The organism is Rhodococcus sp. IEGM 1241, from assembly GCF_033142365.1.
Lineage (GTDB): Bacteria > Actinomycetota > Actinomycetes > Mycobacteriales > Mycobacteriaceae > Rhodococcus_F > Rhodococcus_F erythropolis.
The window spans coordinates 666,780-688,373 of sequence record NZ_JAWLSE010000002.1; the positions used below are offsets into that span (position 1 = coordinate 666,780).

Annotated in this window: 23 protein-coding genes; 14 read left to right on the forward strand and 9 right to left on the reverse strand. The window is 62.9% G+C overall.

Annotated features, from left to right (window positions below; genetic code table 11):
- Positions 1-57 precede the first annotated feature (57 nt).
- Genes R4P70_RS12760 through R4P70_RS12775 form a run of 4 tightly spaced genes read left to right on the forward strand, consistent with a single transcriptional unit; the run spans position 58 to position 3,247 of the window.
- Complete coding sequence (locus R4P70_RS12760; protein WP_020968805.1) at positions 58-657, forward strand: DUF6636 domain-containing protein; 600 nt, start codon at positions 58-60, stop codon at positions 655-657.
- Positions 657-1,349: a TrmH family RNA methyltransferase gene (locus R4P70_RS12765; RefSeq protein ID WP_019749442.1), complete on the forward strand. Its 693-nt coding sequence runs from the start codon at positions 657-659 to the stop codon at positions 1,347-1,349. Before R4P70_RS12760 ends, R4P70_RS12765 begins: the two co-directional genes overlap by 1 nt.
- A gap of 57 nt (positions 1,350-1,406) precedes the next feature.
- Positions 1,407-2,528 (forward strand): glycoside hydrolase family 76 protein, encoded by a 1,122-nt coding sequence (locus R4P70_RS12770; protein WP_019749443.1) that lies wholly within the window; start codon positions 1,407-1,409, stop codon positions 2,526-2,528.
- 11 nt (positions 2,529-2,539) lie between these two features.
- A complete protein-coding gene (locus tag R4P70_RS12775) occupies positions 2,540-3,247 on the forward strand; it encodes an alpha/beta hydrolase (protein ID WP_317830890.1) in 708 nt (235 codons plus the stop codon).
- On the opposite strand, the gene R4P70_RS12780 is transcribed toward R4P70_RS12775, so the two are convergent.
- Positions 3,210-4,208 carry a GNAT family N-acetyltransferase gene (locus R4P70_RS12780; protein ID WP_317830891.1) on the reverse strand — a complete coding sequence of 333 codons (999 nt, stop codon included), beginning with the start codon at positions 4,206-4,208 and terminating at the stop codon, positions 3,210-3,212. The two genes, R4P70_RS12775 and R4P70_RS12780, sit on opposite strands and share 38 nt — an antisense overlap.
- Before the next feature lie 91 nt (positions 4,209-4,299).
- On the opposite strand from R4P70_RS12780, the gene R4P70_RS12785 reads away from it, so the two are divergent.
- Together R4P70_RS12785 and R4P70_RS12790 are read left to right on the forward strand one after the other, a co-directional pair.
- Entirely contained in the window at positions 4,300-5,652 is a 1,353-nt protein-coding gene (locus tag R4P70_RS12785) for an LLM class flavin-dependent oxidoreductase (RefSeq protein ID WP_007726771.1), read from the forward strand.
- Positions 5,653-5,696: 44 nt separating this feature from the next.
- On the forward strand, positions 5,697-6,824 hold the full coding sequence (locus R4P70_RS12790; protein WP_047888713.1) for a GTP-binding protein: 1,128 nt from the start codon (positions 5,697-5,699) through the stop codon (positions 6,822-6,824).
- Positions 6,825-6,835: 11 nt separating this feature from the next.
- Here R4P70_RS12790 and R4P70_RS12795 read toward each other — a convergent pair whose 3' ends face one another.
- Positions 6,836-7,498, reverse strand: coding sequence for a DedA family protein (locus R4P70_RS12795; protein WP_019749448.1), 663 nt, complete (start codon positions 7,496-7,498; stop codon positions 6,836-6,838).
- A gap of 29 nt (positions 7,499-7,527) precedes the next feature.
- Positions 7,528-8,265 carry a VTT domain-containing protein gene (locus R4P70_RS12800; protein ID WP_029254751.1) on the reverse strand — a complete coding sequence of 246 codons (738 nt, stop codon included), beginning with the start codon at positions 8,263-8,265 and terminating at the stop codon, positions 7,528-7,530.
- 180 nt (positions 8,266-8,445) lie between these two features.
- Here R4P70_RS12800 and fbaA point away from each other — a divergent pair, with 180 nt between their 5' ends.
- On the forward strand, positions 8,446-9,483 hold the full coding sequence (fbaA, locus tag R4P70_RS12805; RefSeq protein ID WP_317830892.1) for a class II fructose-bisphosphate aldolase: 1,038 nt from the start codon (positions 8,446-8,448) through the stop codon (positions 9,481-9,483).
- A gap of 79 nt (positions 9,484-9,562) precedes the next feature.
- Here the strand turns inward: fbaA and R4P70_RS12810 are convergent, their stop codons facing one another.
- A complete protein-coding gene (locus tag R4P70_RS12810; RefSeq protein ID WP_317830893.1) occupies positions 9,563-10,486 on the reverse strand; it encodes a nuclear transport factor 2 family protein in 924 nt (307 codons plus the stop codon).
- 125 nt (positions 10,487-10,611) lie between these two features.
- Here R4P70_RS12810 and R4P70_RS12815 point away from each other — a divergent pair, with 125 nt between their 5' ends.
- From R4P70_RS12815 to R4P70_RS12825, 3 genes are all read left to right on the forward strand, one after another.
- Positions 10,612-11,028 carry a DUF3151 domain-containing protein gene (locus R4P70_RS12815; RefSeq protein ID WP_003944361.1) on the forward strand — a complete coding sequence of 139 codons (417 nt, stop codon included), beginning with the start codon at positions 10,612-10,614 and terminating at the stop codon, positions 11,026-11,028.
- Positions 11,015-12,160, forward strand: a complete 1,146-nt coding sequence (locus tag R4P70_RS12820) for an FUSC family protein (protein WP_019749453.1) — start codon at positions 11,015-11,017, stop codon at positions 12,158-12,160. Before R4P70_RS12815 ends, R4P70_RS12820 begins: the two co-directional genes overlap by 14 nt.
- Before the next feature lie 91 nt (positions 12,161-12,251).
- The gene (locus R4P70_RS12825; RefSeq protein ID WP_019749454.1) at positions 12,252-13,181 is read left to right on the forward strand and encodes a cation diffusion facilitator family transporter; all 930 of its coding nucleotides are present in this window, start codon (positions 12,252-12,254) and stop codon (positions 13,179-13,181) included.
- On the opposite strand, the gene R4P70_RS12830 is transcribed toward R4P70_RS12825, so the two are convergent.
- Positions 13,171-13,635 (reverse strand): pyridoxamine 5'-phosphate oxidase family protein, encoded by a 465-nt coding sequence (locus R4P70_RS12830; RefSeq protein ID WP_030535978.1) that lies wholly within the window; start codon positions 13,633-13,635, stop codon positions 13,171-13,173. The genes R4P70_RS12825 and R4P70_RS12830 overlap by 11 nt on opposite strands.
- A 64-nt stretch (positions 13,636-13,699) precedes the next feature.
- On the opposite strand from R4P70_RS12830, the gene R4P70_RS12835 reads away from it, so the two are divergent.
- Positions 13,700-14,650, forward strand: a complete 951-nt coding sequence (locus R4P70_RS12835) for a helix-turn-helix transcriptional regulator (protein ID WP_030535979.1) — start codon at positions 13,700-13,702, stop codon at positions 14,648-14,650.
- Here the strand turns inward: R4P70_RS12835 and R4P70_RS12840 are convergent, their stop codons facing one another.
- Complete coding sequence (locus tag R4P70_RS12840) at positions 14,651-15,592, reverse strand: DUF808 domain-containing protein (protein WP_020968812.1); 942 nt, start codon at positions 15,590-15,592, stop codon at positions 14,651-14,653. It lies immediately after the preceding gene.
- 240 nt (positions 15,593-15,832) lie between these two features.
- Here R4P70_RS12840 and R4P70_RS12845 point away from each other — a divergent pair, with 240 nt between their 5' ends.
- Positions 15,833-16,489 (forward strand): class I SAM-dependent methyltransferase, encoded by a 657-nt coding sequence (locus R4P70_RS12845; protein WP_003944335.1) that lies wholly within the window; start codon positions 15,833-15,835, stop codon positions 16,487-16,489.
- 28 nt (positions 16,490-16,517) lie between these two features.
- Here R4P70_RS12845 and R4P70_RS12850 read toward each other — a convergent pair whose 3' ends face one another.
- The gene (locus tag R4P70_RS12850) at positions 16,518-17,687 is read right to left on the reverse strand and encodes a thiolase family protein (protein ID WP_317830894.1); all 1,170 of its coding nucleotides are present in this window, start codon (positions 17,685-17,687) and stop codon (positions 16,518-16,520) included.
- Entirely contained in the window at positions 17,684-19,099 is a 1,416-nt protein-coding gene (locus R4P70_RS12855) for an MFS transporter (protein WP_069146155.1), read from the reverse strand. The genes R4P70_RS12850 and R4P70_RS12855 overlap by 4 nt, the downstream gene beginning before the upstream one ends.
- A 58-nt stretch (positions 19,100-19,157) precedes the next feature.
- On the opposite strand from R4P70_RS12855, the gene R4P70_RS12860 reads away from it, so the two are divergent.
- Together R4P70_RS12860 and R4P70_RS12865 are read left to right on the forward strand one after the other, a co-directional pair.
- A complete protein-coding gene (locus R4P70_RS12860; RefSeq protein ID WP_003944415.1) occupies positions 19,158-19,655 on the forward strand; it encodes a winged helix-turn-helix transcriptional regulator in 498 nt (165 codons plus the stop codon).
- Positions 19,656-19,747: 92 nt separating this feature from the next.
- Positions 19,748-20,986: an HNH endonuclease signature motif containing protein gene (locus R4P70_RS12865; protein WP_317830895.1), complete on the forward strand. Its 1,239-nt coding sequence runs from the start codon at positions 19,748-19,750 to the stop codon at positions 20,984-20,986.
- A gap of 89 nt (positions 20,987-21,075) precedes the next feature.
- On the opposite strand, the gene R4P70_RS12870 is transcribed toward R4P70_RS12865, so the two are convergent.
- On the reverse strand, positions 21,076-21,564 hold the full coding sequence (locus tag R4P70_RS12870; protein WP_317830896.1) for a GNAT family N-acetyltransferase: 489 nt from the start codon (positions 21,562-21,564) through the stop codon (positions 21,076-21,078).
- Between the last annotated feature and the right edge of the window lie 30 nt (positions 21,565-21,594).

Here is a 21,594-nt window from a genome sequence, read left to right on the forward strand (position 1 = left end):
GATAGAGTGCACTGTCGGCTGTTGCTGGGCCAAGATGACGTGTGTGGAGGTAGTCGGGTGGTTCGTGTTCGGGTGGGGTTCGTCTTGTTGGGCGTCGGGTCGGCGCTCGTGCTCGCAGGGTGCGGCGGGGAGGCGGATTCAGCGCCGACCGTAGCGGCGCAGCCAAGTTCGACCACCACTACCGCAGTGCCGACGACAACCACCACCGTCGCGCCCGTCGTCCCCACGACCACCGAACCACCGACCACGACGCTGCCACCGACGACGACGCTCACGGACGTGCAGTTCGAGCGCAACGAGTCGTACTACTTCACCACTCCCGACGGGAACTTCCAGTGCGGCATCATCAAGTTGCCCACCAGAATCGAAGCCGGGTGCGAGGGAACGACCACTCCGGTTCCGCCGCGGCCGGAGAGCTGCATGGTCAACTGGGGCAACGGTATTCGCGTCACCGACGAGGGCGAGGGTGCTTTCATGTGTTCGGGCGGAGAGGTGTACACCTCGGGCGGTCCCGACGCCGATCCGGTGTTGGCGGCCGGTCAACCGCTGAGCAAACTGGGTTTCACCTGTACGACCACCGCGACAGACGTCTCGTGTGTCAACGATCAGACCACGCACGGCTTCACGGTGGCTGCAGATTCCAACGAGGTGTACTGATGACCGAAGTCGCAGCCGACGACGTCTCCGGTGGGGCCGGTGAACCGGGACCCACCGAGTGGGGCGAGAACCCCAACGGCGTCGGGCCGTGGGCCGAGGAGCACGACACGGAACCGCCGACAGACGAGCGCTACGACCCCGTACTTCTCGCCGAGGGTGATCGTCGAAACGTCTTGGACGAGTACCGGTACTGGACGCGGGAAGCGATAGTCGAGGACATCGACTCGCGCCGTCACACGATGCATGTCGCCATCGAGAATTTCGCGCACGACGCCAATATCGGCACGGTGGTTCGCACGGCAAACGCGTTTGCTGCGGCCGCGGTCCACATCGTGGGGCGTCGGCGCTGGAATCGGCGGGGCGCCATGGTGACCGATCGATACCAACACATCGTTCACCACGCCGACATCAGCGAGCTCGTCGAGTACGCCCGTGAGAATTCACTCACGATCGTTGCCGTCGACAACACCCCGGGGTCGGTGCCGCTGGAAACGGCAAGCCTGCCGCGAGAGTGCATCCTGCTGTTCGGTCAAGAAGGGCCCGGAGTGACCGATCATGCGAAAGAGGTTGCGTCCATGACGGTCTCGATCGCGCAATTCGGGTCGACTCGCAGCATCAACGCCGGTGTCGCGGCCGGCATTGCGATGCACGCGTGGGTACGTGAGCATGCCGATCTCGCCGATTCCCGCTGATCTCGCTCGCGAATTCCGGCTAGCGCGTAGCGCCTCGACCAGACAGGATAGGTAGTTATGCAGGAAGTGTGGGCAGAGCGAGCCGATGCGGCTGAGGGCGCGATAGTCAGTCGTCACCTTCGGCGCCTGTGGGGACTGCCCCGGACAGCACTCGGCGTGGTTGCCTGGCCTGCTGTTCGGCGCGAGCGGATGTTCAAGCCGTGGCACTACTGGTGGCAAGCACACCTGCTCGACACTGCAATCGACGCGCTCGAACGTGACCCGACGCCCAAGCGTCGTCGCCGGGTGGCGAAGGTTGCCCGCAGTGTGCGGGTCCGCAACGTCTCGGCGTGGACCAACAACTATTACGACGACATGGCGTGGCTGGGCCTCTCGCTCGAACGTGCTCAACGTATGTTCTCGGTCGATCACCGGACCGCGGTCCAGGCGCTCGAATCGCAACTCTTCGATTCGTGGTCCCCGGCCGACGGCGGCGGTATTCCGTGGTGCAAAGGTTCCGATTTCTACAACACCCCGGCAAACGGACCCGCCGGAATCATGCTGGCGCGCACCGGAAAACTCTGGCGCGCGCAGGCAACGGCCGACTGGATCGACGAGACGCTGCGGGATCCGGACTCCGGACTGATCTTCGACGGTATCCGCCGCGACGGCACCCTCGAGCGCGCGATCTATTCGTACTGTCAGGGCGTCACGCTGGGGTTGGAAACCGAGTTGTCGACGCGATTGGGCGAACCGCGCCACCGCGAGCGAGTCCACAAACTCGTCGACGCGGTGTACGACGGAATGACCGAGTACGGAGTCATCACGGGCGGTGGCGGAGGCGACGGCGGACTGTTCAACGCAATCCTGGCTCGCTACCTCGCGTTCGTGGTGGTGAACTTGTCCTGGGAGACTCACGAGGACCTGCGAGCGCGCGAACTCGCAGCGCAGATCGTTCTGTCCTCCGCGGAAGCGGCCTGGAACAACAGACTGCAGATCGAAGGTCTGCCGCTGTTCGGGCATGACTGGACCAAGGATGCTCAGTTGCCGAGTCTGTCCGGCGACATCGCCACCTTCGCCGCCGGAACGGTGCGCTCGTCGAGCGTGCCCGAGCGAGACCTCTCGGTGCAGGTAGGTGGGTGGATGCTCATGGAGGCGGCATTTGTCGTCTCGGCGGCTGGATACCCGCGTAAGCGTTAGGCTTTTCGCTCATGGAATCCCGGCACGTGGTCGACACGGACGGCGTACGTCTTCACATCGATGTCGGTGGGGCAGGGGCGGACGTTCTGGTTCTCTCCGGCGGCCCGGGATGCGTTCACTATCTTGCTCACGACGAGCTGGTTCCGGAAGGAATGCGCGCGTGGTGCCCTGAGCCGCGCGGAGTCGGCTGGTCCGGTGGCGGCGCTCATACGATGGCGCAGGCGGTTGCGGACCTCGAACTCGTCCGACGCACGTTCGAGATCGACAGCTGGGTCGTGTTGGGGCACTCGTGGGGATCCGACTTGGCGGTGCGGTACGCACTCGACTGTCCGGAATCAGTGTCCGGCGTCGTCGGCATCGCGGGGCACGGCCTCCACAAGGACCGGACCTGGTCGAAGCAGTACGAAGCGGGAATCGAGCCGGACCCGCAGATACCTTGGGAACCTGTTGTCTGGCAATCGCTTCAAGAATCGTTCATCGAATGGATCTATGAACCACAGCTGTTTCGGCAGTTGGCCGACTCACCCGTGCCCATGACATTTCTCGCGGCGGCCGACGATATTCGCCCGTCGTGGCCGTTGCAGCAACTGGCCGAGCTCGTGCCTAACGGTAGTTTCGAGGTCGTCGACGGTGTCGCGCACAACTTCTGGCAGTCTCACCCGCTCCTGTGGAGGAAGATCGTCACCGAGGCTTGTGCGACGCACTCAGGACTCTCCTGATCTCCACCAGGATCCGCTCCGCAACGGTCTGGTATCCCAGGCTCCGATTGACGGTCAGCATCGGGTGGTTTTCCGCGTTCACCGTTGTGTAAATCTTTTGCAGCGAGGGAAATTCAGCTGCCAACACAGACGCTTGTTGCTCCTTGACCCACCGAGCGAGACCGTGTCCGCGGTGCTGGGGAAGTACCACGGTGTCGTGCTGTGATGCGTGGGTGCTGTCATGTTCGTCCACCGTCACCACTGTCGCTGCGGCTACTTCGCCGACGCTGTCGTCGACCGCGCAGCACACCAGGAGTACTTGAGAGCCACCCGTCATCTTCTGTTCCCACGATCTGACCTCGTCGGCTCCCCAATTACGTTCGGGCATCTGCAGTTCAGCGCCCGGCGCGTCGAGGAGTCGGTTCAATGCCTCCGAGAAGGAGTGGACCAGCTCGTCCGGGGTTCGGTTGCGCCAACTGACGATTCGATAGCCGGGGCGGGCGCTGTGTGCGGTGGGAGGGCTGAGGTGCTGAACCTGGTTGGCCAACCGAAGCAACACACGGTGGCCGTCGAACGATCCCAGGAAATGCTCGGCTGCGCTTCCGACGAGCGCCGTCACTCTGATTCTTCGCACGCCGAACCCGGCGATGTCGACTTCGGCGAGTTCGGCAAGCGCTCGTCCTACCCCTCGTCGCTGCGCGTGGGGTGTCACGTACATCCGAAACTCTGCGAGATCAGGTTCCGCCGAGTTGCGTCGCGCCTGGGCGATACCGAGGACCTCGTCCGTTCCGCCGTCGCGTGCGATCCAACGCCATACATCGGCCGAACCGTCCTCGGCCTCGATCATTTCCATCAGCGCCGTCGCTGTCGGCGCAGTTCCGGACAGGTGACGCTGGCCTTCGGCGAAGACCTCACACCACTGGTGAAGAACCGATGCTGTCGATCCGGACGGTACGAACTCGGCTACAACTACGCGGCTCACCCATGTGACGATACCGAGCTGCCAACCCCGAGTTGGAATCACGCGAACCCTAACCCTGTCGGACTGCGGCGGCAGTTGCCAGCATTCAGGCATGTCTGATTCTCCGCGCCAACTGAGCCTCAACGCGTTCATCCACCCCGCCGGTCATCACGAAGCGGCGTGGCGTCATCCGTGGACAACACCGGAACGTCTGTTCGACGTCACGTATTTCCAGGAGATCGCTCGCACTGCTGAGGCGGCGAAGTTCGACGGAATCTTCTTCGCCGACGGTCCCGCGTTGCGCAGCGACGTCGAGCACGGTCCCGCAGGGACGTTGGAGCCGATCACCTTGTTGACGGCCATTGCAGTGGCAACCGAGCGGATCGGATTGATCGCGACGGCGTCGACCACGTACTACGAGCCGTACAACCTGGCTCGGCTGTTCGCCTCACTCGACCACATCTCGAACGGACGCGCTGGGTGGAACATCGTCACCACGGGTACGGATCTGGCTGCCGCCAACTTCGGGCTGGCCAAGCATCCGGACCACGGCGACCGGTATTCGCGTGCAAGGGAATTCGTCGACGCGGTGGTGCGGTTGTGGGACAGCTGGGAGGACGACGCGATCAGTCTGGACCGGGAGAACGGAATCTACGCGGACAGAAACAAGATTCACGAGATCAACTACGTCGGCCGGCATCTTCGGGTGCGGGGGCCGTTCAACGCACCGCGAACGCCGCAGGGATACCCGGTGCTGGTGCAGGCCGGGGCGTCCAACGACGGTCGCGCGTTTGCCGGTCAGTATGCGGAGGCGATTTTCACAGCGCACCAGAGACTTTCCGATGCGCAGGCGTTCTACACCGACATCAAGTCGAGGGCTGCTCAGTTCGGGCGCAACCCCGATCATGTCAAGATTCTGCCGGGAATCAGCCCGTTCATCGGTGACACCGAGGAACAAGCCAAGGCGCTGGAGCGAGAATTCAACGAGTTGACTTCGCCGGAGTACGGGCTCGCGCAACTCGGTGCACTCACCGGGACCGATGTTCGGAATCTGGAACTGGATGCACCGGTTCCTGTCGAATTGTTCGCGGCGGCAGGTGATGTCACCGACAACAAGCAAAGCAGATTGCAGGTGATCGCCGGCATAGTCGAGCGTGAGCGTCCGACGGTTCGGGGACTGCTTCATCGTTTGGCGGGTGCGCGCGGACACCGGGTGTTCGCCGGAACCGCCGAGCAGGTGGCTGACACGATCGAGGAATGGTTCACCAGCGGTGCTGCTGACGGATTCAACGTCATGCCGCCGTACTACCCGGGTGGACTCGAAATCTTCACCGAGCGTGTGGTCCCGATCCTGCAGGATCGCGGTCTGTTCCGCACCGAATACACGGGTACGACGCTTCGTGATCATTTCGGGTTGCCGAGGCCCGAGAGCCAGTTCTCGGGTAGTGCGTCTGCAGTGCAGTAGGCCCGCCTCCCGTTGTCGATAATGACAATGGTTACCATTAAGGAATGAAGCAGCTACCGGTAACCGTGCTGTCCGGATTTCTGGGCGCAGGCAAGACCACACTCCTCAACCACATCCTCGCCAATCGCGACGGCCGGCGGGTCGCCGTCATCGTCAACGACATGAGCGAGATCAACATCGACGCGGCCCTCGTCGCGGGCCAGGGCCACCTCGATCGCACGGAGGAGAAGTTGGTCGAGCTGACCAACGGATGCATCTGCTGCACACTGCGCGAGGATCTGATCGACGCCGTCGGCGCGCTGGCCCGCGAGGGGCGGTTCGATCAGTTGGTGATCGAGTCCACCGGCATCTCCGAACCGATGCCGGTGGCGGCCACCTTCGACTGGGAATTCGAGGACGGCTTCAGCCTCGGCTCGCTCGCGAAGCTCGACACGATGGTGACCGTGGTGGACGCGTCGACTTTCCTCGGCGAGCTGGCAAAAGGCGAACGACTGGACGAGCGCAACCTCGAAGCCGGGGAGGGGGACGGACGCAGCATCTCCGATCTCCTGGTCGATCAGGTGGAGTTCGCCGACGTCATCTTGCTGAACAAAACCGACTTGGTGAGTCCGCGGGCGGCGGGAACCGTCGAGGCGACGCTTCGTAGGCTCAACCCCACTGCTCAGCTGATTCGGACCGACCACGGAAAAGTCACCCTCGATCGCGTCCTCGAAACCGGTCTCTACAACCCGGAACTGGCTGCGCAGGTACCCGGTTGGGACGAGGAGCTGGCCGGCGGGCACACCCCGGAAACCGAGGAATACGGAATACGCAGCGTCACGTATCGAGCCTCGCGACCCTTTCATCCGGCGCGACTCGAGGCTGCGCTCGGTCAGTTCGCGGGACTCTTGCGAAGCAAAGGCTTCTGCTGGATCGCCAGTAGGCCCGAGTTCGCCGCTATCTGGTCGCAGGCAGGCCCCAACCTCGTCATCGAACCGGCGCAACTGTGGGCGTCGGCAGCGGAGGTGCCAGGGCAGGAGATCGTGTTCATCGGAGTGAAACTCGACCCGGCGACGCCGTCGCGAATCCTCGATCCGGCTCTGCTGACCGATGACGAACTACGCGAAGGACCGCGGGCCTGGACTCGCTACGAGGACCCGCTTCCGGCGTGGGACCAGAGCCACCTGCACTGAGCAGACAGCTTCTAGTCGAGGACTTCTTCGACCTCGACGTCTTCGGCCGGTCGGGCCATTTCCTTGCGGTACTGCCAGATTCCCAACGCGGTGCCGATGACCAAGCTGACCATCATCACGATCAGCACGGCGGGCAGCAACCACGGAACGCGATCGAGGAACGAGCCACCGTAGAAACCGAGCAGCAGGAGTACCGGTGCCCAGATGATCGCGCCGATGGTGCTCGCGATGGTGTAGCGCGTGTGGTTCATCTTGGCTGCGCCTGCGACCATCGGGCACAGGGTGCGAACCCACGGAACCCAGCGGGCGATCAGGACGGCCCAGAACCCGTGTCTCTCCAACAGGATGTTGACGCGGTGCAGATTCTTCTCGGTGAAGTACTTGCCGCCCTTACGGGCTTTGATGTGGTTGCCCGTCCGGTGGCCGATGACGTACCCGACCTGGTTGCCGGCAATGGCAGCGATCATCGCGCCCACCGACAGCGCCCACACGTGGCCTGCACCGGATTCGTGACCGGCAAGCACGATTCCGGCTGTGATCAGCAGCGAGTCACCAGGGAGAAACAACCCGAGGATGATCGCGCACTCGATGAAGACGAACGTGACGACGATAATCCAGACCAACAGGGGTCCGGCAGTCTCGAGTGGGGAGAAACTGCCGGATGCGAGCGTCATCGTGGTCAGTTCTTCGCCTCGTTCTGCAATCAGGGGGTGGGGTCTTCGGGGACTGTCACCGTCGAATTGTCCGTAGTGGAAGTATTCGCCGATTCACCACGTCTCGACGCCAGAATTCGCTTTCCGATTTCGAAGACGATCGGCAGAACCGACACCAGGACGATCAAGATGAAGATGTAGTCGACATTGTCGCGGATGAATTCGATCTGCCCCAGGAGGTAGCCGAGCAAAGTCACACCGGCACCCCACAGGATGCCGCCGACGATGTTGTAGGTCAGGAACAGTGAGTACTTCATCTTCGAGGCGCCCGCGACAACCGGTGCAAAAGTACGCACGATCGGCACGAACCTCGCCAGGATAATGGTGATCGGGCCGTGCTTTTCGAAGAAGGCATGCGACTCGTCGATGTACTTCTTCTTGAAGAACCGCGCGTCGTCCGTCTTGAACAGGGCAGTTCCGCCCTTGGCGCCGATGTAGAACCCGACTTGGTCACCCAGAATCGCGGCGATCGGAATCGTCACCAGGAGCACCCACAGCGGCGCGAACGGTTCGATCTCGGTGGACTTGGAAGCCGCGATCAGCCCTGCGGTGAAGAGCAGAGAATCGCCGGGCAAGAGCGGAAACAGCAGCCCTGATTCGATGAAGACCACCAGAAGCAGTCCCACCAGAACCCACGTTCCGAAGGAATTCAAGAGGTTCACGGGATCGAGGAAGCCGGGCAGCAAGGCCAGGTTCGTCACGGATTCAGTTGCTGCCTGCACATTCACGGGGGCCAGAGTACCGGCCGAATCTGAGTGTTTCCCACCACCGCAGGTCATCGCGTCGGTGGCGGCGGCCGAGACCGCAAAGAGACGTGACGAGTCGGACTTGCCATACTGCTAGGACCACACGAAGCGCTTTCACATCGCCGAGCGCTCCGAACGACACGTATATGGAGGACTCCCGCCGTGCCTATCGCAACTCCCGAGGTCTATGCCGAGATGCTTGGTCGGGCCAAGGAGCATTCCTTTGCCTTCCCCGCCATCAACTGTGTCGGCTCCGAATCCATCAACGCAGCCATCAAGGGCTTCGCGGACGCCGGCAGTGACGGCATCATCCAGTTCTCGACGGGCGGCGCCGAGTTCGGTTCCGGTTTGGGCGTCAAGGACATGGTCACCGGCGCTGTTGCGCTCGCCGAGTTCGCACACGTGATCGCGGCAAAGTACGACGTCACCATCGCGCTGCACACCGACCACTGCCCGAAGGACAAGCTGGACACCTACGTGCGTCCGCTGCTCGCGATCTCGCAGGAGCGCGTCGACGCCGGTCGTAACCCGCTGTTCCAGTCGCACATGTGGGACGGCTCGGCTATCCCGATCGACGAGAACCTGGCAATCGCCAAGGAACTGCTCGCCCTCTCCAAGGCTGCACGCATCATCCTCGAGGTCGAGATCGGTGTCGTCGGCGGCGAAGAAGACGGCGTCGAGGCCGAGATCAACGACAAGCTCTACACCTCGAGTGAAGACTTCGAGAAGACGGTCGATGCTCTGGGCATCGGCGAACAGGGCAAGTACCTGCTCGCAGCCACCTTCGGCAACGTCCACGGCGTCTACAAGCCGGGCAACGTCAAGCTCAAGCCCGAGGTTCTCGAAGAGGGCCAGAAGGTCGCCGCTGCCAAGCTCGGCCTGGCCGCCGGCTCGCAGCCCTTCGATTTCGTCTTCCACGGTGGATCGGGATCGCTGAAGTCCGAGATCGAGGATTCGCTGAACTTCGGCGTCGTCAAGATGAACGTCGACACCGACACCCAGTACGCGTTCTCCCGTCCGATCGCCGGACACTTCTTCTCCAACTACGACGGCGTCCTCAAGGTCGACGGCGAGGTCGGAAACAAGAAGGCGTACGACCCGCGCAGCTACCTCAAGAGGGCCGAAGCAGGCATGACGGCTCGCGTCGTCGAGGCGTGCAACGACCTGAAGTCGGCCGGACGCTCGGTGTCCGCAGGCTGATCGGCTTCACAACTCAGCTTCACAGAACAAAATGCGCGCCGACGAATTTCTCGTCGGCGCGCATTTTCTGTTCAGGTGCTTACTTGCTGGGATCGCAGACCTTCCACGTGCCGTCCTGGCGCTCGAGGTCGAACGTGCGCCACGACTGCTCGCCGGTGCTTGGCAAACTTGCCTGGACCTGAGCGATCGCGGTGTCGTCGGTGATGCGCACCGCATCGACGGCTCCGACCTGCGGGATCGTCTTCTGAGCGACGGCATTGTCGTGGACCTGAGCGAACGCCGCGTCCGGAATGGTGCGGTAGTACTCACCCAACGCCCCACATGTCGACGTTCGCAGCGTTGCCAGATCGCCGGTCTGAAGAGCGTCGACGTACGTCGAGATGGCGGTCTGAACCTGGGCTTCAGGTGAGCTTTCGCCGCTACCGCTGGTGGACGAGACGAAGACTGCGATGCCGATTGCCGCGAGGACGGCGACGCCGGCCGCTGCTGCCGCGATGTACCAGCCCTTGCCGCTGCGCTTGGTTTTTTCCGGCGCTGCAGGCTCGATGCGAGTCGGCATCGGCTGGGCCGGCGGTGGGGTCGCTGCGACACCCACGCGTTGAGGTGCGGCGCGCTGCTGCGGTTGAGGCGCGGAGCGCTGTGGCGGTTGAGGCGCGGCGCGCTGTGGCGGTGGCGGCGGGGTTGGAGCTTGCCGGGGTGGCGGTGTCGGCTGCGCGGCTTTCGGAATCGCGACGGTGGCGGGCTCCGGCTTGGGCTGGGGTGTCGGTGCTGCTGCCGGTGTTTCTGCTGGTGTTGCTGCGGGTGCCTGAGTTGCCTTGGGGATCGCGACGGTTGGCGCGCTGGCGGCTTTGGCGTCGCCGCCCGCATTCGAGTTCTTGTCCGCCTTCGAGTTCTTGTCTGCCTTCTGGATCGCCACAGTCGCAGGTTCGGTCGGGGCCGACTTCTCGGGCGCACCCTTCGGGGCTGCGCTCTTTTTCGAGTTGTCGTCTTTCGAGTCCGGCACGGGTAACCCTTCGGTCTTATGCGGCAATGACCATGTCAGGGTAACGACCGGTATGTACCGGGCATAACTCCGACCGTCGGCGAGGCGGTCCTGTGGCAGAAAGGCGTAGCGGGCACAATGAGCGCATGACCCAATTCGGTGACCTGCTCGGACCCAAGCCCACTCTGCTTCCCGGCGACGACGAGGCGGAATCGGCACTGCTCAACCACGCTGACCCGGCCCAGGTCGCGGCCGACCATCCCACTGCCTCCATCGCGTGGGCCTACCTCGCCGAGGCTGCCCTGGACAAGGGCGAAACCATCACTGCCTACGCCTACGCGCGTACCGGCTACCACCGCGGACTCGACCAACTGCGTCGTAACGGTTGGAAGGGTTTCGGTCCTGTGCCCTACAGCCATGAACCGAACCGCGGATTCCTCCGTTGCGTCGCTGTCTTGGCCAAGGCCGCGAAGACGATCGGTGAGGCCGACGAGTACGCGCGTTGCCTAGATCTGCTCGAAGACTGCGATCCCAACGCCGCCGAAGCGCTTGGCCTCGGTTAGCAGTTTCCGTCCGAGCCGGGCCGGTATCAAGGACCGTGCTCGCAAATCGGTGCGTCGGCTTCAGACGTCGGCACTACCGATCATTCAATGTGCCTTGGCGGCCGGATTGGCGTGGTGGGTTGCCACCACGGTGATCGGGCACCATGCGCCGTTCTTCGCGCCGATTGCCGCCGTGGTCTCGCTCGGTCTGTCGTTGGGCGCCCGACTACGACGTTCGTTCGAGTTGGTTGCGGGTGTCACGGTCGGTATCGGAATCGGTGACCTGATCATCTCCGGCATCGGGAGCGGACCCTGGCAGATCAGTTTGGTTGTCGTGCTGGCGATGTCCGTCGCGGTGCTACTGAACAGCGGGCCGATCTTCTCCATGCAGGCCGGAAACTCGGCCGTGCTGGTGGCGACGCTGATCCCACCGGGCGGCAGCGGCGGGCCCGATCGCATGATCGACGCCCTTGTCGGTGGTTTGGTGGGCATCGCGGTGGTCGCGATCATCCCCACGCACCCGGTACGACGCGCACGCAAGGACGCTGCATCGATCCTCGGAACAGCGTCAGAGGTACTGCAATTGGTGGCAGACGGCCTCGTCGCGAACGACCCGGACCCGATCGTGAAGGCGCTGCAGAAGGCGCGCGCAACTCAGGGTGCCATCGACGGATTGCGCAGCAACCTCCTCGGCGGGCGCGAGATCAGCCGAATCTCCCCGCTGTACTGGAACAGTCGACCGCGCCTCGAAAGGCTCATGGCGACAGCCGATCCCATCGACAACGCGATGCGCAACATTCGAGTGCTCGCGCGTCGTTCGTTGACGTTGGTCAGGGACGACGAGATCCTCGATCCGCGTCTGGTGGCTCAGGTCGAGCGCTTGTCGAAAGCCGTCGAAGTTCTCAAGGACATGATCCTGGCGGAGCCGGGGGAGCAGCCTGATCAGGCCGAGGCAGCGCGCGTCCTGCGCTCGGTGGCGAAGGAACTGAAACCGGCGATAGTCGAGAACGCAGGCCTGTCCTCGACGGTGGTGTTTGCCCAGATTCGATCGCTGGTGGTCGACCTCTTGCAGGTAGCAGGCATGAAGCGCATCTCGTCGATCGCCACACTGCCGCCCACTGTGCCGCACCCGGCGTACGAGCCGGATCACTGACCTCTGCCTTTTCCCGCTCACTGAGCAACTCATTGTATGTATGCGAATGTATGCATATGCTCTGAGAAGGACTTGGGAGGGAACAGGACAAATGGGAGCAGGGCACGGCCATTCACACGGCCACTCGGCAGCAGATTCGGTCGGAGTAGGGCCGTCACCGCAACGCATCAAGAAAATGGCGATCGCGCTTGCGATCCTCGTTGCATTTCTCGTACTCGAAGCCACGGTCGGCATTCTGATCAACTCGCTGGCGCTGCTTGCCGACGCCGGCCACATGCTCACCGACGTGGTGGGCATGGCCATGGGATTGACGGCTTTGCTGCTCGCGAAGAAGGGCAGCACCACCGCGGCCAGGACCTTCGGTTGGCACCGCGCCGAAGTGCTGACTGCCATGGCCAACGCCGTGATGCTGCTGGCCGTCGCCGCCTGGGTCTTCTACGAGGCAATCGGCCGGATCGGTAACGAACCCGAGATCCCGGGCGGCGCCCTGATCATCACTGCAGCTGCCGGATTGGCCGCGAACATCGTCGTGATGCTGATGCTGCGCGGCGATTCCAAGGACAGCCTCGCGGTGCGTGGCGCGTACCTCGAAGTGCTTGCAGACGCCGTCGGTAGCGTGGGTGTTCTGATCGCCGGTGGCCTTGTCCTGCTGTTCAACTGGACGTGGGCGGACGTCGTCGTCGGTGTTCTCATCTCGCTGTGGGTGGTGCCGCGTGCGATCAAACTGGCCGCAGCATCGCTGCGCATTCTGACGCAGGCGTCGCCGGCCGACGTCGACGTCGAAGCGGTCGAGGCCGACCTGGCGGCGCTGCCGAGCGTGATGGGTGTTCACGACCTACACGTCTGGACGCTCACCACCGGCATGGATGTCGCGACGGTCCACCTGACCAGTGACGCGAATTCGTCGAACGTTCTGGAATCCGCGCGCACCGTCCTCGAGAGTCACGGTCTTTCCCACGCCACCGTTCAGGTGGAATCGTGCGCCAACGGCGAGCATTGCGAGAAGAACGTCACTTGGTGAAGCGGGTGATCTCCTTGCCCGGCTTCCAGAGATCGACGTACATGTGCTCGTCGTCGACCGTCGTGTGCACCACCTCGTCGATGTCGAGCACAAAGAGGTGCAGGGGTTTCGGAACCTCGTAGGTGTAGCTTGCGAGCACGGCTTCGAACTCGTCGCCGGTCACCTCGCGTGCGATTCCGGCGATCTTCGCATCGCCGCCCTCCATGGTGTGCTCACCGGGATTGCTGTGTAGGGCGTAGCGCCCGTCACGGATGAGATCCTTCGCCTTGAGTGCGCCGAACATCGAACCGAGCACCAGACGCCCGTCGAGGATTTCGACTTCGGTGCCGCTCACGCGCGGTGAACCGTCCTTGCGCAGCGTTGCGAGGACGTGATGCTTGTGGGCTTTGAACCGTTCTTGGACCGCGTCGGCAAGAGTGGGAACTTCTTCGGAGAACTGCTTCCAAGTGACCATGACGGTCATTGTGCACCCCTATTCCTGACAACTTCTGTCAATAATTCTCGGTAATGTTCGGTCCATGAGATCCGCGCGGTTGCTCCAACTCATGCTGCGTTTGCAGGGGAGTCGCGGCGTCGTCGCCGATCAGTTGGCCGAAGAGTTCGGCGTTTCGGTGCGGACGATCTACCGCGACGTGGCCTCGTTGTCGGCTGCCGGCGTGCCGATCTGGACCGAGAGCGGACCCGGTGGTGGCATCCGTCTGCTCGACGGTTGGCAGTCCAAGCTGTCCGGCATGACGGACGACGAGACGTCCGCACTCATGCTGTTGGGCGTGCCGTCCATCGCTGCAGATCTCGGGCGATCCGACGCCGTCGGTTCGGCGGGGGCCAAACTGCTCCGCTCCCTGCCCGGTCCCCTGCGCGAGAGTGCACGACTGTGGCAGGACCGCATTCTCGTGGACGTTCCGGGTTGGTTCGGCGGCGTCGACGACATCTCTGCGCTTCCGATCGTCACATCCGCTGTGCTGGACTCGCGTCGACTGCGCTTCGTCTATCGCGATCGCGATCGGACGGTCGATCCGCTGGGTCTGGTCATCAAAGCCGGTGTTTGGTATCTGGTGGCGGGGATGAACGGTCGAACGCTGTCGTTTCGAGTCGGGCGCATCAAAAATGCCGTGGTAGAAGATGATTCGTTCACTCGGCCGGTGGATTTCGATCTGCCGTCGTGGTGGGCGGCGTCGATGGCCGAGTTCGACCGTTCGCTGCTTCGCTTCGAGTGTCGCGTGCGGTTGTCACCAGAGGGCAGGCGCCGGCTCCCCGATGTGGTGGGCGAGCTTGCCGCTGCCGTCGAAGTGGGGCCAGAGGACAACGACGGATGGGTGAATGCCGAGCTGAAACTCGAGAGCGAAGCTGTTGCGCTCTCGCAGTTGATCGGTTTGGGAGCGGACGTCGAAGCGCTCGAGCCACGGTCGTTGCGTGAAGGACTGCGCGCCGTGGCGGAGCAGATGGTGCTCCGCCACAACTCGCAGTGACTAGGCCGTTGCAGAACGCTTTGCGAGCAGGCGGGTGATACCCAGTTGAGCTGCGACGATGATGGCGCCGACCACCAGACCCAGTGCCGCCGACGCAAGTGTGTTGACGATCCACGCCAGTACCCCGCCGACTCCGGCGATGTCACTGACTGCTTCTTCGCCGTGATGAACGGCGTCGTAGAGCGGGTGGAAGCCCAGTTCGTCGATGCCGACCAACAGGATGTGGCCACCGACCCACAGCATCGCGGCGGTACCCACCACCGAGAGCACTGACATCACGTGAGGCATGCCGCGAACGAGGCCTCGGCCGACCTTGTGGGTGAAGCCAGACGACGTCTCGGCGATCTTCAATCCGATGTCGTCCATCTTCACGATCAGTCCGACGACGCCGTAGACGACCACGGTGATGACGACCGCCACGACGGCAAGGATCACCAACCGGCTCCAGAAACCTTCGCCCGCGATGGTGTTGAGTGCGATCACCATGATCTCGGCGGACAGGATCAGGTCGGTGCGGACTGCGCCGGAAACCACTGCTTCTTCGTCGCGAGGATGCTCGTCGGCGGCCTCGTGGTGGTCACCGTGGCCGAAAATTGCACCCCAGATCTTGTGAACCGCTTCGTAGCTGAGGTAACAGCCGCCGACCATCAACAGTGGCGTCAGCAGCCAGGGGAGGAACTGACTCAGCAGCAGAGCGATCGGAAGAATGATCAGCAGCTTGTTGCGCAGCGATCCGATGGCGATGCGCTTGATGATGGGCAACTCGCGTTCGGCCGCGAGCCCACGGACGTACTGCGGCGTGACGGCTGCGTCGTCGATGACGACGCCTGCCGCTTTGGCGGTCGCCTTACCGGTTGCGGCGGCAACGTCGTCGATCGAGGCGGCAGCCATACGAGCCAGGGCTGCGACGTCGTCGAGCAGGGCGAAGAGTCCTCCGGCCATCACAGACCTCCAGTGGAATCAGTGGAAAAAGGTGGCCGGACCGATCCGGTGACGCAGTTACTTGATCGCACGAGGTCTCTATCCATGATGGTCGTTGGTGAGGTCAGGTCACCTGGAACGATACCGGGGTCATCCGTCAGGGACTGCGTCGCGCGGCCGGTCGCTCTTCGTCACGAAAGGTCTTCCCGACCCGGTGCTCGCGTGTAAGACTGCACAGAAGATCGATCGAAACGGGGCACTATGCGTGAACCAGACACTGCACAGGTCGCCAAGACTTTCGACGCAATGGCGGCGCACTACGACCGACAGATCGGGCGCTTCGAGCGCTTTGTGCTCGGTGACGCCCGGAAATGGGCTGTAGATCAGGCGCATGGGCGCGTGGTCGAAATTGCCGTGGGCACCGGGCTGAACCTGCCGCTCTACGGGGACGACGTCGACTACGTCATCGGCGTGGACATCTCGACTGCGATGCTCGATCAGGCCAGGGTCAAGGTCTCCGAGGGAGTGAAGACCGAAGTCGACCTACGACTCGGAGACGTGCAAGCACTCGATGTTCCTGACGAATGCGTGGACACATTGGTCTCCACCTACGCGTTCTGCACGATCCCCGATCCGGACCGAGTTGCCAGCGAAGCATTTCGAGTGCTGGTGCCTGGTGGTCGATTCGTGCTCGCTGAGCACGGGCCGAGCACCAACACGGTTGTACGGGCGCTGATGAAGGCCGTCGAACCGCTTTCTGTACGGTTCGGTGCCGATCACCTCACCCGCGAACCGGTCGGATACCTCGAAAACGCAGGCTTCCTGATCGACGAGGTGCAGCGCAGTGGACGGGGTGGAATCGTGTTCCGGGTCGTTGCGCGCAAGCCGGATCCCGAATGGACGGCACTCGGTCACTAGTGTCCGAGTGCCGTCCAGCGGTGATTGCTCAGCCCAAGCGCTCCAGGATGGTTGCGTTGGCCAGCCCACCTGCCTCACACATGGTCTGGAGTCCGTAGCGCGCGCCGCGCTGTTCCATAGCGTTGACCAGAGTGGTCATGATCCGGGTTCCGCTGCCGCCCAGCGGATGGCCGAGTGCGATGGCACCGCCGCGGACGTTCACCTTGGACAGATCGACGCCGGTGTCTGCTGCCCACGAGAGGACGACGGGAGCAAAGGCCTCGTTGACCTCGAACAGATCGATGTCCGAGATCGTCAAACCCGCACGGGCCAAGACCTTCTCGGTGGCCGGGATGACCGCCGCGAGCATGTACAGCGGATCGTCGCCGGCGACAGCGAAGCTGTGCAGCCGTGCCTTCGGGGTGAGGCCGAGTTTCGCGGCGATCTCACTGGTCGTGATCATCACCGCCGAACTGCCGTCCGAAAGCGGGCTGCTGTTGCCCGCGGTGATGGACCAGTCGATCTGTGGGAATCGCTGGGCGTAGTAGTCGGATTCGAAGGCGGTCCGTAGGCCGGCAAGGGTCTCGACCGTGGTACCGGGGCGGATGGCCTCGTCGACCGACAGCTGCGGGAGCGTGGCGAGTTCCTTGGTGAAGTAACCACTCTCGGTTGCCAGCGCGGCTTTCCGATGACTCGACGCCGAGAATTCGTCGAGTTGGGTGCGGCTCAGTCCCCACTTGGCAGCGATCAATTCGGCGCTGATGCCCTGCGGTACCAGACCGTCCGGATAGCGCTCTTCGAAACCTACACCGAGTGACTCGCGCCCGACGCTGCTCGAGCCCATCGGCACTCGGCTCATCGACTCGACTCCGGCAGCAACAACGATGTCGTACGCACCGGCAATAACGCCCTGAGCAGCAAAATGAACTGCTTGTTGGCTACTTCCACACTGGCGATCGACGGTGGTTCCCGGTACCGACTCGGGGTAGCCGGCGGCGAGAAGGGCTGTGCGAGTGACATTCTGGCTCTGTTCACCGACTTGACTGACCGCGCCGCCGATGACGTCGTCGATCAGCGCGGCATCGATCCCGGTGCGCTCGACTACCGCTTTGAGGCTGTGGGCGAGGAGGTCGACGGCGTTGATGCCGTGCAGGGCGCCGTTCGCCTTTCCCTTGCCGATCGGAGTGCGAACGGCTTCGACGATAACTGCGTCTCTCATGACAAATTCCTTTCAGGGATGGCGGATTCAGCAGGGACAACTGGGGTGGGTGTGGTCGAAGGCGTCATTCCCAGCGATGCCAGGGCAGACACAAGCGCGACGGCAAAGATCACCCACCAGGCCTGGCGGAAGGTGTCGGGGTCGACGGAGGAGCCGAGAACCGCGATCAGAACACTCACGCCGAGAACGGTTCCGATCTGTCGGCTCATGCTGACGATTGCGCTACCGGTGGCCGATCTGGCAGGTGCAAGATCCGCCGTGGCCTGCGACAGAATGGTCGGCAGGGCAAGGCCGACACCGATCCCGGCGATGATCCAGCCCGGCAGTAGTCCGGTCGCGTAGTTGGGCGTCGAATCAACCGAGACGAGAACGAGTACGGTTCCGACTGCCCACAGAAGGCTGCCGAGTGCGGCGACGCGTCCCGCCGAGTACTTGCGCGCAAGCGATCCACCGGCGATCGCGAACAGCGGAACCAGAAGCGGACCCGGCGAGACGGCGAAACCGGTGCGCAATGCCGAGTATCCCCAAACTTCTTGCAGCCAGAGGATGTTCGAGAGCAGTCCGGCAGCAAATGCCGCGCTGAACAGGATGGCGGTGACGTTGGACCAGGCAAAGGAGCGGATCTTCAGAAGATCGGGAGCAATCAACGGAGTGCGATGGCGAGAGTTGCTCCACCAGAACGAAAGTAGGGTCGCAACGGCGACGGCGAAGGCGATCAGAACGCGGTTGTCGGTCCATCCCCAATCAGGTCCCTGGACGAGTGCCAGCGCGAGAGAGCCGATTCCGACGGTGAGGAGGGCGGCGCCGACGAAGTCGATCCCGGCATCGGAGTCCTTGTGTGTTGTATCCGGGACGAGTCGGACTGCGAAGTAGAGCAATACGATCCCGACTGGAACATTGATCAGGAAGACCCAGCGCCACGACGCCTCGACGAGAATGCCGCCCACGACGGGGCCGAATGCCGCAGCGGCCGCGCCGGCTGCCGCCCAGATGCGTACGCCGGATTGACGTTTCGCAGCCGGGAGTGCACTGATCAGGAGGCCGAGGCTGGCCGGGGTGAGCGCTGCGGCGCCGACTGCCTGAACGATGCGGAATGCCACCAGTGCCCACAATGACGGACTGAAAGCGCAGGCGGCGCTGGCGAGGGTGAACAGTGCGAGGCCGGCGATGAAGGCGCGCTTGTGCCCGATCCGGTCCGCCCAGCGTCCGAGGGGGATCAAAAGCGCGGCGTAGACGATCGCGTAGCTGTTGAGGATCCAACTGAACTCGCCGAGTGAGTGGCCCGGGTAGCTCTTGGCGATGTCGCCGAAGGCCACGTTGACCACAAAAAGATCGAGGCTGGCGACAAACGGTGCTCCCGACAGAATTGCGAGGAGCGGCCCAGTCCGCACCGGCTGGCTATGAAGTTCCATAGTCAGGAATCTAGACTCTGACTATGGTTATGGCAAGCCAGGGGGTATGGTGAATTGCATGGACGCTGTACGACTGACCGGAGTGCTCGAAGATCGCGACGCCTGGCGGGCCACGCACTGTTCGATCGGGCGGGCGATGGAAGTGGTCGGCACCCGGTCCGCGATGCTCATTCTGCGAGAGGCCTATTACGGCACAACGCGTTTCGACGACTTCGCGTCGCGAGTCGGCATCACCGAGGCGGTTGCGTCGGCAAGGCTGAAAGAGCTCACTGAGGCGGGACTGTTCGAGCGTGTGCCGTACAAGGAGCCTGGAAAGCGGACGCGGCACGAGTACGTGCTCACCGAGAAGGGTCGTGACCTGCTGCCGGCGGTTCTTGCGCTGATGCAGTGGGGAGACAAGTATCTGCACGGCGGAAAAGGCGGACCGTTGGAGGTGGCTGACGACGCTACTGGTGAGCGTGTTCGTGTCGAGGTGCGCAGTGAGTCGGGCCGTGAAGTGCCTTTGGGGGAGTTGCGAGTCTCTGTCAATGAATCGCGTCGGCGGTTGCGCGAATAGCAATGCATCTCAACAGCTCTCGAGTGTAGGTCTTCTTGAAGTTGTCCGTTATGTCCCTGGTTATCGAAAGTATGCTCGATTAAACTTTCGGCATGAACAGTCGGGAAGCATGGCAGCTGGATGGTGAGGACCTCAAGAGTGAGGTTCTGGATCTGGTGCGCGCCCGACACGAGTTGCAATCGCGGATGGTGTTGCTGATCGTGGAGATGTTTTCCCGTGACGTTCTCGGCGGGAAGGGTTTTCGGGCGATCGCACAGTGGTTGCATGGTTCGACGAATTTGGAGATCGGTGAGTGCAGTCTGCTGGTCGGGTTGGCGCGGTTGTTGATGCTCGAACCCGTTGTGGGCGATGCGTTTCACCGTGGTGACGTGGATGCGTTGAAGGCGCGTCAGGTGGCGTCGTTTTGTCAGCATCCGCCGAAGAACATGACCCCGGCGGATGTGGACAAGGCCCGCGGGATCTTGTTGGGGTTGGCGTCGAAGAACATCGCCGATTGTGATGCGGTGCGGGCAGCGATCCGCCGAATCGAGAAGCAGTACGGCAAGCGTGAGGACGGTGTTCCGGTCGGCGAGGATTCGGAACGGAACGAGTTCTACGCCTCGAAAGGCCTGTACGGCAGAGTAACTGTGAAGGGTGATCTGGATGCGGTCAACGGGGCCCGTCTGATCACGCTGCTGTCGAGCCTGTCGGCGCCGACACCGGAGAAGGACGGCGTCAAGGACACCCGCACGCCGGCATTACGGCGTGCGGATGGGTTTTGTGAATTGTTGCGCCGGTACGAGCGGGCGGGGTTGGGCCCGATCGAAGGCGGAGTGAAACCGCACCTCACGGTGACCGCGTCCGCGAAAGACATGACGGACCTTAAAGTTCTGAAAGACCTCTTGCCGTCCACCGAGGAGTTGGGGTTCGCATGGACGGACTGGGTGGGCCCGATCAGTATCGACACTGCCCGGATGCTGGCGTGCGACTGCACCGTGACGCGGATCTTGTTGGATGAGAACGGTGTTCCGCTCGACTGCGGCAAGGAAGCCAGAACCGCGACGGTGCCGCAGAGGCGGGCGTTGGCAGTTCGTGATGGCGCGTGCGCGTTTCCGGGGTGCGGGACGCCGTCGGGGTGGTGCGATGCTCACCATATTGTTCACTGGAACGATGGTGGCCCAACAGATCTCGACAACCTGATCTTGTTGTGCGGTCATCACCACCGGACGATGCACCACACGGAATGGCGGGTGGAGATCGGACCGGATCGAAAGACGGTGTTCTATCCACCGATGTCGATCGATCCGTATCAACAGCCGATCGGCGGGAACAGCCCACCGACAGCAGCCTGAAGTGAAACAACTCGAGACGCGAGCACCGGGGCACAACCATGCCCCGGTGCTCGCGCCCGCGTTTGGGAGTCTGGGTGGTTGGCTGTGTGTCAGCTCAGCGACTTCTTGAACCCGACGTGGGAGGCGACAAATCCGAGTCGCTCGTAGAAGTCGTGGGCTTCCCTGCGAGTTTGATCCGAGGTGAGCTGCGCCAGGAACGCGCCGCGCCGGGCACCTTCTTCGCAGGCCCAACGGATCATCGAACTGCCGATGCCCTTGCTCCGGTAATCCTCGTGGACGCGAACAGCTTCGATCTGCAGTCGTGTCGCCCCCATTCGGCTCATACCCGGAATGAAGGTCAATTGCATGGTGCCGATCACTGCGTCACCGACCAGAACGGTGACGAGGAGTTGCGCCGGATCCTCGTCGATTCGCTTGAATGCGTCCTCGTAGATCGTTCGGGCCTCGGGGTTGGTCGTCTCCCGGGTGCTCCCGATCGGGTCGTCGGCGAGCAAGTCGATCAGTGCTTCCACGTGTCGAATCTCGGCCCGCGTGAGGGTGTACTCCACTCCGCCGGACTGAAATGACGTCGCAATCATCGATGCTCTCCTGAAGAAGAATGAATGTCT

Excerpts from the sequence above, each read along its gene's own strand:
- R4P70_RS12845 (WP_003944335.1), top strand. The coding sequence starts at position 15,833 with ATGCGTGAACCAGACACTGCACAGGTCGCCAAGACTTTCGACGCAATG.
- R4P70_RS12770 (WP_019749443.1), top strand. The coding sequence starts at position 1,407 with ATGCAGGAAGTGTGGGCAGAGCGAGCCGATGCGGCTGAGGGCGCGATA.
- R4P70_RS12830 (WP_030535978.1), bottom strand. The coding sequence starts at position 13,635 with ATGGTCACTTGGAAGCAGTTCTCCGAAGAAGTTCCCACTCTTGCCGAC.
- R4P70_RS12855 (WP_069146155.1), bottom strand. The coding sequence starts at position 19,099 with ATGGAACTTCATAGCCAGCCGGTGCGGACTGGGCCGCTCCTCGCAATT.
- R4P70_RS12790 (WP_047888713.1), top strand. The coding sequence starts at position 5,697 with ATGAAGCAGCTACCGGTAACCGTGCTGTCCGGATTTCTGGGCGCAGGC.
- R4P70_RS12795 (WP_019749448.1), bottom strand. The coding sequence starts at position 7,498 with ATGACGCTCGCATCCGGCAGTTTCTCCCCACTCGAGACTGCCGGACCC.
- R4P70_RS12775 (WP_317830890.1), top strand. The coding sequence starts at position 2,540 with ATGGAATCCCGGCACGTGGTCGACACGGACGGCGTACGTCTTCACATC.
- R4P70_RS12870 (WP_317830896.1), bottom strand. The coding sequence starts at position 21,564 with ATGATTGCGACGTCATTTCAGTCCGGCGGAGTGGAGTACACCCTCACG.
- R4P70_RS12835 (WP_030535979.1), top strand. The coding sequence starts at position 13,700 with ATGAGATCCGCGCGGTTGCTCCAACTCATGCTGCGTTTGCAGGGGAGT.
- R4P70_RS12850 (WP_317830894.1), bottom strand. The coding sequence starts at position 17,687 with ATGAGAGACGCAGTTATCGTCGAAGCCGTTCGCACTCCGATCGGCAAG.
- R4P70_RS12815 (WP_003944361.1), top strand. The coding sequence starts at position 10,612 with ATGACCCAATTCGGTGACCTGCTCGGACCCAAGCCCACTCTGCTTCCC.
- R4P70_RS12765 (WP_019749442.1), top strand. The coding sequence starts at position 657 with ATGACCGAAGTCGCAGCCGACGACGTCTCCGGTGGGGCCGGTGAACCG.
- R4P70_RS12785 (WP_007726771.1), top strand. The coding sequence starts at position 4,300 with ATGTCTGATTCTCCGCGCCAACTGAGCCTCAACGCGTTCATCCACCCC.
- R4P70_RS12840 (WP_020968812.1), bottom strand. The coding sequence starts at position 15,592 with ATGGCCGGAGGACTCTTCGCCCTGCTCGACGACGTCGCAGCCCTGGCT.
- R4P70_RS12860 (WP_003944415.1), top strand. The coding sequence starts at position 19,158 with ATGGACGCTGTACGACTGACCGGAGTGCTCGAAGATCGCGACGCCTGG.
- R4P70_RS12865 (WP_317830895.1), top strand. The coding sequence starts at position 19,748 with ATGAACAGTCGGGAAGCATGGCAGCTGGATGGTGAGGACCTCAAGAGT.
- R4P70_RS12825 (WP_019749454.1), top strand. The coding sequence starts at position 12,252 with ATGGGAGCAGGGCACGGCCATTCACACGGCCACTCGGCAGCAGATTCG.